General features: G+C 74.4%; 9 protein-coding genes and 1 pseudogene. 2 read left to right on the top strand and 8 right to left on the bottom strand.

Annotation, left to right across the window (positions count from 1 at the left end; all coding sequences use genetic code 11):
• A pseudogene (locus ACFV5N_RS19160) lies at nucleotides 1-571 on the bottom strand (alpha/beta hydrolase); the annotation flags it as partial.
• A gap of 37 nt (nucleotides 572-608) precedes the next feature.
• Nucleotides 609-1,511 (bottom strand): LysR family transcriptional regulator ArgP, encoded by a 903-nt coding sequence (locus tag ACFV5N_RS19155; RefSeq protein WP_385601087.1) that lies wholly within the window; start codon nucleotides 1,509-1,511, stop codon nucleotides 609-611.
• Between the two features lie 70 nt (nucleotides 1,512-1,581).
• On the opposite strand from ACFV5N_RS19155, the gene ACFV5N_RS19150 reads away from it, so the two are divergent.
• Nucleotides 1,582-2,208 (top strand): LysE/ArgO family amino acid transporter, encoded by a 627-nt coding sequence (locus tag ACFV5N_RS19150; RefSeq protein WP_385601085.1) that lies wholly within the window; start codon nucleotides 1,582-1,584, stop codon nucleotides 2,206-2,208.
• 42 nt (nucleotides 2,209-2,250) lie between these two features.
• On the opposite strand, the gene ACFV5N_RS19145 is transcribed toward ACFV5N_RS19150, so the two are convergent.
• The 6 genes from ACFV5N_RS19145 to ACFV5N_RS19120 all read right to left on the bottom strand — a co-directional run bounded on the left by ACFV5N_RS19145 (nucleotide 2,251) and on the right by ACFV5N_RS19120 (nucleotide 9,505).
• On the bottom strand, nucleotides 2,251-3,858 hold the full coding sequence (locus ACFV5N_RS19145) for an alpha/beta hydrolase (protein ID WP_385601082.1): 1,608 nt from the start codon (nucleotides 3,856-3,858) through the stop codon (nucleotides 2,251-2,253).
• 83 nt (nucleotides 3,859-3,941) lie between these two features.
• A complete protein-coding gene (locus ACFV5N_RS19140) occupies nucleotides 3,942-4,736 on the bottom strand; it encodes an ABC transporter permease (RefSeq protein ID WP_385601079.1) in 795 nt (264 codons plus the stop codon).
• Nucleotides 4,733-5,503, bottom strand: a complete 771-nt coding sequence (gene modA, locus ACFV5N_RS19135) for a molybdate ABC transporter substrate-binding protein (RefSeq protein WP_385601076.1) — start codon at nucleotides 5,501-5,503, stop codon at nucleotides 4,733-4,735. Before modA ends, ACFV5N_RS19140 begins: the two co-directional genes overlap by 4 nt.
• The gene (locus tag ACFV5N_RS19130) at nucleotides 5,500-5,907 is read right to left on the bottom strand and encodes a molybdopterin-binding protein (RefSeq protein WP_385601074.1); all 408 of its coding nucleotides are present in this window, start codon (nucleotides 5,905-5,907) and stop codon (nucleotides 5,500-5,502) included. The genes modA and ACFV5N_RS19130 overlap by 4 nt, the downstream gene beginning before the upstream one ends.
• Nucleotides 5,908-5,984: 77 nt before the next feature.
• Nucleotides 5,985-6,605 carry a LysE family translocator gene (locus ACFV5N_RS19125; protein WP_385601071.1) on the bottom strand — a complete coding sequence of 207 codons (621 nt, stop codon included), beginning with the start codon at nucleotides 6,603-6,605 and terminating at the stop codon, nucleotides 5,985-5,987.
• A gap of 53 nt (nucleotides 6,606-6,658) precedes the next feature.
• Nucleotides 6,659-9,505, bottom strand: a complete 2,847-nt coding sequence (locus ACFV5N_RS19120) for a flippase-like domain-containing protein (RefSeq protein WP_385601068.1) — start codon at nucleotides 9,503-9,505, stop codon at nucleotides 6,659-6,661.
• Between the two features lie 185 nt (nucleotides 9,506-9,690).
• Between ACFV5N_RS19120 and ACFV5N_RS19115 the strand changes: the two genes are divergently transcribed.
• Nucleotides 9,691-9,940 (top strand): MGMT family protein (locus tag ACFV5N_RS19115; RefSeq protein ID WP_385601065.1); only part of this gene is annotated, 250 nt, incomplete at its 3' end.

The following is a 9,940-nucleotide window of genomic DNA, read 5'->3' as shown; positions in this document are numbered from 1 at the left end:
GGGCCCGTTCCTCGCCCTCGGCGCGGGTGCGGGGCACCCCGGGGTCCTCCTGCGCGGCGGCGTCCAGGGCGGCGCCGTCGCGGCAGACGACGGGGGAACTGGCGCCCACCCCGCGCGGGTCGAAGGCGACCAGGTCGAAGCCCTGCCGCAGCGGCTCGTAGGTGCGGGCCACGCGCGGCAGGGTGGCGACGCCGGAGCCGCCGGGGCCGCCGAAGTTGAAGACCAGCGAGCCGATCCGCCCGGCGCCCGGCTCGGCGCGGATCCGGATCAGCGCGAGGCTCAGCGTCTCCCCGTCCGGCCGCGCGTAGTCGAGCGGCACGGTCAGCCGGCCGCACTCCCACTCGGCGCCGGGCGCCTCGCCCGCGCCCTGCTCGGGGGTGGGGGCACCGCAGACGTCCCAGTCCACCTGCTGCCGGGTCAGCGCGGCGGGCAACTCCGGGCCCGGGGCGGCCGGCGGGGCGGCGGAGGGGTTCCCGACGCCGGGGATCGGCGCGTCGCCGTCCCCGGGCGCGGCGGTGCAGCCGGCCGCCAGCAGACACATCCCGGCCAGGACCCCCACCGCGCGCCGCACCGAACCACCTCCCCGGGGAGGCTACCCGGGCGGTCTGTCATGGCTGGTACAGGGAGGTGGCGGCGGCGTCGGCCACCGTGCGGGCCACCAGGGCCAGCGGCGGCACGTCCAGCTTCCACTGCTGCCAGTACAGCGGGACGTCCAGCCGCCGGCCAGGCGCCAGCGGGGTCAGGGCGCCGGAGCGCAGCAGCGGCGTGGCCTGCGGTTCCGGGACCAGTCCCCAGCCCAGACCGCCGGTGATCGCGTCGCGGAAGCCCTCGGAGGTGGGGACGTGGTGCCGCAGCGCCGCCGCGCCGTGCGTGCCGCCGGTGAGGTCGCGGACGAACCGGTCCTGGAGGATGTCGCGCCGGTCGAAGACGATCACCGGTGCGTCCGGCAGATGCGCGGCCAGCGGGCCGCGCGCCAGCAGCCGCCCGGCGAACCCGGGCGCGGCCACCGGCAGATAGCGGACCCGGCCCAGCGGGCGCACCAGGCACCCCGCCACCGGCTCTGCCGCCGAGGTCACCGCCGCCATCACCTGCCCCTCACGCAGCAGGGTGGCGGTGTGGGCCTCGTCCTCGTGGTACAGGTCGAAGCAGATCGGCGGGTCCTGGGGCACCCGGGTGAGGGCCGGCAGGAACCAGGTGGCGAGCGAGTCCGCGTTCACCGCGATCGGCAGCCGGGCCGCCCCGGCGCCCGCCGCGATCCCCAGTTCCTCGCGCGCGTCCCGCTCCAGCGCGGCCAGCCGGCGCGCGAAACGCACCACCACCTGCCCGGACTCGGTGGGCCGCACCGGCTTCGTCCGCATCAGCAGCACGCGCCCGGTGTGCTGCTCCAGCGTCTTGATCCGCTGGCTGACGGCGGAGGGCGTGATGTGCAGGGCGGTGGCGGCGGCGTCGAAGGTCCCCTCGTCGACGACGGCGAGCAGCGTGCGCACCTGGTCGACCGGCAGATCCGTCATCATGATTCCTTACGATAGCTAAGAAACTTTAGCTGTACTCATGACAGCGGTGTCCTTAGCGTCGTACCTCGTGAACAGCGCCCTCGCCCCCACCGCCCTCGCCGGCTTCGGCACCGGCCTCTCCCTCATCGTCGCCATCGGCGCGCAGAACGCCTTCGTCCTGCGGCAGGGCGCGCGCGGACAGGCGGTGCTCGCGGTGGTCGCCATCTGCGCGCTGTCGGACGCCGTACTCATCGCCCTCGGCGTGGCCGGACTCGGCGCGCTCGTCACCGCCTGGCCCGCCGCCCTCACCGCGATCGGCCTGGCCGGCGGCGCCTTCCTCCTCTGCTACGGCGCCCTCGCCGCCCGCCGCGCCCTGTGGCCCGCCGAGGGCCAGGCACTCTCCACGGAGGGCACGACGGCGGCCTCCGTCCGCACCGCCGTCCTCACCTGCCTGGCCATGACCTGGCTCAACCCGCACGTCTACCTGGACACCGTGCTGCTGCTCGGCTCGGTCGCCGCCGAACGGGGCTCGCTGCGCTGGGTCTTCGGCGCGGGCGCGATGCTGGCCAGCCTGGTGTGGTTCACCGCCCTCGGCTACGGCGCCCGGCTGCTGGGCGGACTGCTCTCCCGCCCCGGAGCCTGGCGGCTGCTCGACGCCCTGGTCGCCACGACGATGCTCGCCCTCGGCACCCTGCTCCTGGCCCGCACGTTCTGAGCGCCGGGTCCCGCCCGGGCCACTCGCCCGGCGCGCCCGCGCTCAGGAGCAGGTCTTGCCGTCCTCGGGGACCTTGCCGTCCAGGAGGTAGGCGTTGACCGTGTCCTGGACGCAGCTGTTGCCGCTGTTGTACGCGCCGTGGCCCTCGCCCTCGTAGGTGAGTTCCACCGCCTTGTCCTCGCCCAGGGCGGTGCGCATGTTCGTGGTGCCCGCGTACGGCGTGGCCGGGTCGCCGGTGGTGCCGACCAGCAGGATCGTCGCGTCGGTGGTGGTGCTGACGTCCGGGTGGGCCTGGGCGCCGGTCACCGGCCAGTCGGTGCAGCTCAGCAGGGACCAGGCCATGCCGGGGCCGAACACCGGGGAGGCGTCGGTGAATTCGGGCAGGGCGTCGTGCACGTCCGCGACGTCGTAGCGCTGGTCGGTGTCGGCGCAGTTGATCGCCACGAGCGAGGACTGGAGGGTGGAGTAACTGCCGTTCGGATTGCGGCCGTTCATGGAGTCGCCGAGGGTGAGCAGGATGGTGCCGTCCGGGTCCTCCCCGGCCATCGCCTCCTCCAGCCCCTGGGTGAGGAAGGGCCAGAAGTCCTCCGAGTACAGGGACTGGGCGATGCCGCCCCAGGCGAGGGATTCGGTGAGGGGCCGGCCGTCCGGGTCCTGGGTGGGGAGCGGGGTGGAGCGCAGGCCGTCGAGAAAGTCGTTCAGCTTCTGCTCGCCCTCCTCCGGGGAGCCGCCCAGCGGGCAGTTCTCGCGCTGCGCGCAGCTCTCCATGTACGTGGTGAGCGCCTGCTGGAAGCCCTCGGCCTGGGCGAGCGCGCCCTGCCGGGCGTCGGCGGTCGGGTCCACGACCGCGTCCAGGGCCGCGCGGCCGACCCGCTGGGGGAAGAGGTGCGCGTACACGCCGCCCAGCTGCGTGCCGTACGAGATGCCGAAGTAGTGCAGCTTGTCGTCGCCGAGCACGTGCCGCATCAGGTCCATGTCGCGGGCGGTGTTGACGGTGGTGAGGTGGGGGAGGAGCGGCCCCGCCGCGGATTCGCAGGCGGCGGCGAAGGAACGGAGGCGGGTGAGGTGGCTCTGTTCCTCCGCCTCGTCGGTGGGGACCAGGTTCTCGGCGAAGTACTCGTCGAGCTGCTTGCCGTTCAGGCACACCAGGCCGTCGCTGGCGCCGACGCCGCGCGGGTCGAAGCTCACCAGGTCGTAGCGCTTGGCCAGTTCGGTGTAGTCGCTGCCGAACGCCGGGAGGGTGGCCACCCCGGAGCCGCCCGGTCCGCCGAAGTTGAACAGCAGCGAGCCGATGCGCTCGTCGCCGCCCGCCGGGGTGCGGGCCCGGATCAGGGCGAGGTCGAGGGTGTCGCCGCCGGGGTCGGAGTAGTCGACGGGGGCCTTCATGGTGGCGCACTCCCAGGTCGCGCCGTCCGGCAGCGGGGAGGGCGAGCCGCCGGTGTCGCCCTGTTCCGCGTCGGGCGCCTGGCAGGCCGACCAGTCGGGTTTCTGGCCGGTCAGCTCCTCGGGCAGCTGGTCGGTGGCCACCGGGCCGCTCGCCGACGGCGATTCCGTCCCCGCGATGGGTTCGGGGCCACCGTCCGCCGTGCAGCCCGCCGCCGGCAGCAGTGCCAGGACGGAGAGGACGGCGGTCAGGCGGGCACGGTACATCGACGGCTCCGATCGGTCGGGGACGCTCATCTTCCGGTCCCGCCCGCCGGCCCCGCACGTGCTGGGGCGCATGCGGGTGACCCTCAGCGTCCGCCCCCGCCCACCGGCAGCCACCGGCCGCGCAGGGCGGTGAGGATGGTGGCCGCCACCGCGAGCAGCAGCAGGGAGAGCGCGGTCGCCCCGGCCGGGTCGTTCTGAAGCAGCAGATAGACCTGGAGCGGCAGCGTCTGGGTGGTGCCCGGCAGGTTCCCGGCGAAGGTGATGGTTGCGCCGAACTCGCCCAGCGCCCGCGCCCAGGCCAGCGCCGCCCCCGCCACCAGCGCGGGCCGCGCCATGGGGAGCGTCACCAGCCACAGGATGCGCAGCGGTCCCGCGCCCATGGTGGCGGCGGCCTCCTCGTACAGCGGGTCGATGCCCGCGAGCGCGCCCTCCAGGCTGATGACCAGGAACGGCATGGCGACGAACGCGGCGGCGACCACCGCGCCCGCCGTGCTGAACGGCAGGCCGATCCCGACCGACGCCAGCCAGTCGCCGAGCAGTCCGCGCCGGCCGAAGCCCTGGAGCAGCGCCACCCCGGCCACGGTGGGCGGCAGCACCATGGGGAGCAGGACGAGCGAGCGGATCAGCGGTTTGCCCGGGATCCGGGCGCGGGCCAGCAGCCAGGCGAGCGGGACGCCGAGGAGCAGCGAGACGAGCAGCGCCCACGCCGACACCACCAGGGAGAGCCGCAGGGCTTCGGTGACGGCCGGGTCGGTGAGCCGGCCGGCGAGGGAGGACCAGGGGGCGCGGGTGACGATGCCGAGCAGCGGGACGAGGAGGAAGGCGACCGCCCCGGCCGCCGGGAGCAGCAGGGTCAGCGGTGCGGTGCGGCGTTTCACGGGGTGACGAAGCCGGCTTCGGCCAGCAGGTCCCGGGCGGGCCCGGTGCCGAGCCAGCTGACGAAGGCGGCGGCCTCGTCGGGGTGCCCGGTGCTGTTGAGGACGGCGGCGGGGTACTCGGCGACGACGTTCTGCGCGGCCGGGATGGGGACGGTGTCCACCTCGTCCCCGGCGGAGGCGGCGTCGGTGGCGTACACGAGGCCCGCGTCGGCCTCCGCCAGCCGTACCTTGCCGAGGACGGCGCGGACGTTCGGCTCCTGGGAGACGGGGGTGACGGTGACGCCGGCCCGGTCCAGGATCTCCTCGCCGTAGCGGCCGGCCGGGACCTCGGGGGCGGCCAGGACGAGGCGGAGCCCTTCTCGGCCGAGGCCGGCGAGGCCGGTGACGCCGGCGGGGTTGCCGGGCGGGGTGACGATGACGAGTGCGTTGCGGGCGACGACGGTGGGCGCGCCGTGGTCGCCGGTCTCGGCGCGCACCGCGTCCAGGGTGGCGGTGTCGGCGGTGACGAGGGCGTCGGCGGGGACGCCCTGGTGGATCTGGGCGGCGAGTTCCTGGGAGCCGGCGAAGGAGAACCGGACGGTGACGCCCTCGTGTTCCTCCTCGAAGAGCGGGCCGGCCTCGGTGAAGACGTCGGTGAGGGAGGCGGCGGCCAGCACGGTCAGTTCGGTGGTGGCGCGGTCGCCGTCGCCGTCGCCGTTCGTGCCGCAGCCGGCGAGCAGGACGGTGGCGGTCAGGGCCGCCGCGCAGCCGAGCGGACGGTTCCTCACAGCTCGTTCCCCCGGTCGATGTGCACGCTGGTGGCCTTGACCCGGGCCGTGGCCTCCATGCCGACGGCCAGACCGAGTTCCTCGACGGCTTCCCGGGTGACGAGGGAGACCAGCCGGTGCGGTCCGGCCTGGATCTCCACCTGGGCGGCGATGTCGCCGAGTTTCACGGCGGTGATGATGCCGGGGAAGGCGTTGCGGGTGCTGGTGTACGCCTCGCCCGCGTCGTCGTCCGCCCCTTCGGCGGCGAGCGTGACGGCGAAGGCCGCGAGGTCGGCGCCTTCGATGAGCCGCTTTCCGGCGTCGTCCCGCCGGGTCGGCAGCCGCCCGGCGTCCGCCCAGCGGCGGACCGTGTCGGGGCTGACCCCGAGGAGCCGGGCGGCGCGGCCGATCGTATAGGAACGCATGTGCGGCACGTTAGGCCGAATGGGCTCGCAGGTGCAAGGCCGCCCCGGGAGTTGGGCGGGCGCCTGCGCCCCGTGGGTCAGGTGGTGAGGTGGTCGGCGAGCAGCAGGACCCCGATGGTGGCCATCGCCAGCCCGGAGAGCCGGCTGACGGCGCGCGCCGCGGCCGGGCGGGAGCGCAGTACGGCGCGCGCCGTCAGCCCCACGCCCGCGTACACCGCCCCGCAGTTGACGGTGTGCACCAGGCCGAGCAGGGCAAGCTGCACGGCCAGGGGCCAGCCGCTGTCCCGCGAGGTGAACTGCGGCAGCAGGGCGACGAACAGCAGCAGCGCCTTCGGGTTGAGGCCGCTGATGCCCGCTCCCTTGAGCACCTTGGCCCACCGGGAGGCCGGGGCCTCGCCTCCGGCCTCGGCCGCCGGGGCGGCGGGCCGGGCCAGCGCGGTCGCCCCGAGCCAGACCAGATAGGCCGCCCCCAGCGCGGTGAGCGCGGTGAGCAGCGCGGGGCTGCCCGCCAGGACGGCGCCCACTCCCGCCGCCACGACGGCGGTCAGCGCGGCGTACCCGAGGAGCAGGCCACCGACGGCCGGTGCGACGGAGCGGTCCCGCAGCCCGGCGGTGATGACGTACGCCCAGTCGGCGCCCGGCACCAGCACGAGCAGGACGGAGAGCGCCCAGAAGGCGGCTATGACGCTGGCGGACACGGGGCGGTTCTCCTTCGGGTGGTGCTCCGGGAAGGAGGGTAGACCCGCCGTGCCTAGAGGGCTTCCTTCCGGGTCAGATGCGTGAACGCCAGCCAGCCCGGCAGCACCGGCAGCCAGAACGTCATCAGCCGGAACAGCAGCACCGCCGCCAGCGCCGGGTTCGTCGGGGCGCCGAACGCCGCCAGCGCGCCTGTCAGCGCCAGCTCCACCGCGCCGATGCCGCCCGGGGTCGGCGCCGCCGAGCCCAGCGCGTTGCCCGCGAGGAACACCACCGCGACCGTCGGGTAGCTCATCTCCACGCCGAACGCCTGGAGCGAGGCGTCCAGACAGAGCACGAACGCCATCGTCATCAGCAGCATCCCGCCGATGCCGCTCAGCAGCTTCTTCGGCTCCTGCACCACATCGAGCATGCGCGGCACCACCCCGGCGAAGAGCGATTGCACCCGCTCCGAGATGGTCTTGCGCAGCGCCGGTACCGCCGCCACGATCAGCGCCAGCACCGCCACCGTCAGCAGCCCGGCGATGACCGTGCGGGACGGCGAGAGATTCGGCGTGTGCTCGGTGCCGGTCAGATAGCCGAAGGTCAGCAGCAGCGTGATGTGGCTGCCCAGACCGAACAGCTGGGACGCGCCCACGCTGGCCACCGCGTGCCCCGGCCGCAGCCCCTGCCGTTGCAGATACCGGGTGTTCAGCGCGACACCGCCGATCGCGGCGGGCGCCACCAGCTTCACGAACGAACCGGCCACCTGCGCCACCACGGTGCGCAGATAGGGCACCTTCTCCGGTACGAAGCCCAGCAGGCTCACGGCGGCCGAGAAGTACGTCAGCGCCGAGAAGCAGGCCGCCGCGATCACCCACCACCAGTTGGCGTTGTCGATGACCTGGTCGATCTTCAGCTCCGCCAGCTGCGTGATGAGGAAGTAGCCGGCGAAGGCGGCGGCGATGAAGGAGACGAGGGTACGGGGCCGCACCCGCTCCATCCGGGCCGGTTCTATGGCGGCCTCGGGCCGGACCAGCAGCACCTGCTGCCGGATCAGGGAGAGCAGGTCGGACTCCTTGGAGTCCTCCAGCGCCTGCTCCATGACCTGTTTCTCGGCCTGCTTGGCGGCCTTGACCGTCTTGCGGTCCGCGTCCTCGGGCAGCGCGCCGCGCGCCTCGCGGTAGGCGCGTACGGCGTCGAGGACGGCCTGCCGTTCCCGCGCCGCCCGCTCCTTGCCCAGCTGGCGCAGCGTGGTGCGCGTGGTGCGGGACAGCGCGATCGGCTGGAGCATCGGCAGGCTGTCGGCCACCGCGTCCGGGCCGAGGACGGCGACGGCCGAGGCCACCGCCCGCTCGGCGCCGACGCGCAGGCCGAAGGTCGTCAGCAGCTGCGCGACATCCATCCGCAGCGGGATGTCACCGGCCGCGATCTCCCCGCCGCGCAGGTTCGTCAGATACACCTGGCCGGCACGGTCCACCAGCAGCGAGTGCCCGTCCAGCCGGCGGTGCGCGATGCGCCGCGACTGGAGCGCCACCACCTGCCGCCAGGACGCCGCCATCAGATCGTCGGTGATCTCGTCCGCCGGGACCGACTCCAGCGACCGGCCGCCGATGTGCTCGTACACGAGCATCACCGCGTCCGGGCCGAGTTCGGAGGTGGCGATCAGCTTGGGGGCGTTCGCCCCGGCGGCGATCGCCGCGTACGCCAGCAGCGCCTCCTGCTCCAGCGCCTGCCGCAGCGAGGGCAGGCTGCGGCGCTGGGTGATGCCGCGCACCGTCAGCCGGCGCCAGGCGCGGTAGAAGAAGCCCTGCGCCTGCTGGGCGCGGTCCACCACCGTGATGTCCAGCGGTGGACCGGTCTCCAGGGTCACGAGATAGCGCCGGGTGAGCTGCCCCGCCTCGCCGTCACCGGCGTCGGCGCCCTCGGAACCGGGCGGCTCCTCGGTGCGCAGCGCGCTGACCGGACGGAAGCCGACGTTCCGCAGCCCGGCCAGCAACTGCTGGCCGGTGGGGCGGACGTTCGGGGTGCCGACCGCGTACAGCGTGCCGTAGGCGATGGTCCAGCCGATGAGGACGGTGACCAGGATGGAGAAGAGCGTGGTGTAGCCGGCCACGAGCACGGAGACCGCGTCCAGCACCAGCACCGCGATCATGATCAGCCGCCAGCGCGGCCGGTGGGTCATGCCCACGGCGGTGGCGTAGGCGATGACGGGCGCGAGGTAGCCGTGCACCGGGTCGGTCAGCCCGACCCCCGAGGGGGCGTCCCGGGTGAGGGCGTTCTGCACGGACTCGGGGGCGACCCGGGCCACCCACAGGCTGAAGGACAGCGAGACGCCGTGCGCGAGCACGGCGGCCAGCACACCGTCCGCGATGCGCAGTCCGTCGCGCTTGATGAGGCGTTCGACGGCGAAGGCGACCGGAACGATGAGGACGGCGACGGAGGACGCGAAGCCCGCGAAGGAGATGAGCAGCGGCGGCGCGCCGTCCGCGCTGTTGTTGATGTCGGTCTCGATGCCCTCGGTGGTGCCGACGGCGAACGTCGCGGTCAGCAGCACCAGGGCGATGCCGAGCAGCCCGAACAGGGAACGGATCAGATCGCCGGGGCGGTGGACGCGCGCGGCGAGGATCGGCTCGTCGATCTCCAGACGGTCGGCGAGCGGTACCGGCGCCGGCTCCGCCACGGACTCCGCACCGGGACCGGCGGGTACGGGAGAGGACCCGGCGGGCTCGGCGCGCCCGGCGGCCCGGCCGGAGTCCGGCGGCGGCCCCGGCGCCACCGACGGGGCGGCCGGGGGCCGGTCGCGGGCCTCCTCGGCCAGCCGCTTGGCCTCCTGCCGCCGCAGGCTGTTCGCCCGGCGGGCCGCCTTGGCGCGCTTGCGGCTTCCGGAGGGCTGCCGTACGGCCGGTGACTGTCCGCTCATGCCGCTCATGGCGTCGTACAGCCCCTCCCCCTCGTCATGCCCCGGCGCCCGCCCCGCCCGGAGTCGCTCCGCCTCTTCTTCGCCCCGTATCACTGGCCGTTTCCTCGGTCTTCGTCACTGTGACGATAGTGGCACGAGTGACGGCCGGCCGGGGACTGTCCGTGACATACGGCACCATGGGCGCCATGACCAGCAGCGCGCACCGGCTCCCGGACTATGCCGACCGGGTGCTCACCGCCGCCGAACGCATCCCGCCCGGCCGGGTGATGACGTACGGCGACATCGCCGAGCTGCTCGGCAGCGGCGGCCCCCGCCAGGTCGGCCGCGCGATGGCGCTGTACGGCGGCACCGTCCCCTGGTGGCGCGTGGTGCGCGCCGACGGCCGGCCGCTGCCGGGCCACGAGAGCCGCGCGCTGGAGCACTACCGCGCCGAGG

It is taken from the genome of Streptomyces sp. NPDC059853, assembly GCF_042731495.1.
Taxonomy (GTDB): domain Bacteria; phylum Actinomycetota; class Actinomycetes; order Streptomycetales; family Streptomycetaceae; genus Streptomyces.
Note: the sequence above shows the minus strand (reverse complement) of the source record. Positions and strands in the feature narration are given on the sequence as shown.